We start from the raw sequence: 1,437 nt of genomic DNA, 5'->3' as shown, positions 1-1,437 counted from the left end.
GAGTGGATCCTGAGTACGGCGGGACACGTGAAACCCCGTCGGAATCCGGGAGGACCATCTCCCAAGGCTAAATACTCCCTAGTGACCGATAGTGAACCAGTACCGTGAGGGAAAGGTGAAAAGCACCCCGGAAGGGGAGTGAAACAGATCCTGAAACCGTGTGCCTACAAGTAGTCGGAGCCCATTAACGGGTGACGGCGTGCCTTTTGTAGAATGAACCGGCGAGTTACGATCCCGTGCAAGGTTAAGTTGATAAGACGGAGCCGCAGCGAAAGCGAGTCTGAATAGGGCGACATAGTACGTGGTCGTAGACCCGAAACCGTGTGATCTACCCATGTCCAGGGTGAAGTTCAGGTAACACTGAATGGAGGCCCGAACCCACGCACGTTGAAAAGTGCGGGGATGAGGTGTGGGTAGGGGTGAAATGCCAATCGAACACGGAGATAGCTGGTTCTCCCCGAAATAGCTTTAGGGCTAGCCTCGCGGCAAGATTCCTGGAGGTAGAGCACTGATTGGACTAGGGGCCCCCACAGGGTTACCGAATTCAGTCAAACTCCGAATGCCAGAGAATTATCCGCGGGAGTCAGACTGCGAGTGATAAGATCCGTAGTCAAAAGGGAAACAGCCCAGACCATCAGCTAAGGTCCCAAAGTATACGTTAAGTGGCAAAGGATGTGGAGTTGCCCAGACAACCAGGATGTTGGCTTAGAAGCAGCCACCATTTAAAGAGTGCGTAATAGCTCACTGGTCGAGTGACTCTGCGCCGAAAATGTAACGGGGCTAAACGTATCACCGAAGCTATGGCTTGTACCGTATGGTACAGGGGTAGGGGAGCGTTCGAAGTGCAGCGAAGTCAGACCGGAAGGACTGGTGGAGCGCTTTGAAGTGAGAATGCCGGTATGAGTAGCGAAAGACAAGTGAGAATCTTGTCCATCGAAAGCCTAAGGTTTCCTGAGGAAGGCTCGTCCGCTCAGGGTTAGTCGGGGCCTAAGCCGAGGCTGAAAAGCGTAGGCGATGGATAACAGGTTGATATTCCTGTACCACCTCCTTTCCGTTTGAACAATGGGGGGACGCAGTAAGGTAGGGTGAGCGCACTGATGGAATAGTGCGTCTAAGCAGTTAGGCTGTTGGGTAGGCAAATCCGCCCAACGTGAAGGCTGAGCTGTGATGGCGAGGGAAATTTTAGTACCGAAGTCCCTGATCCTACACTGCCAAGAAAAGCCTCTAGTGAGGAAAGAGGTGCCCGTACCGCAAACCGACACAGGTAGGCGAGGAGAGAATCCTAAGATGATCGGGAGAACTCTCGTTAAGGAACTCGGCAAAATGACCCCGTAACTTCGGGAGAAGGGGTGCTCTGATAGGGTTTATCGCCCGAGAGAGCCGCAGTGAATAGATCCAAGCGACTGTTTAGCAAAAACACAGGTCTCTGCGAAACCG

General features: G+C 53.0%; 1 rRNA gene. It reads left to right on the top strand.

The features are described from left to right. Positions 1-1,437 (top strand): 23S ribosomal RNA (locus ACFS5O_RS19380); the annotation flags it as partial.

This window comes from Fictibacillus nanhaiensis, assembly GCF_042686385.1.
GTDB classification, from domain to species: domain Bacteria; phylum Bacillota; class Bacilli; order Bacillales; family Fictibacillaceae; genus Fictibacillus; species Fictibacillus nanhaiensis.
Note: the sequence above shows the minus strand (reverse complement) of the source record. Positions and strands in the feature narration are given on the sequence as shown.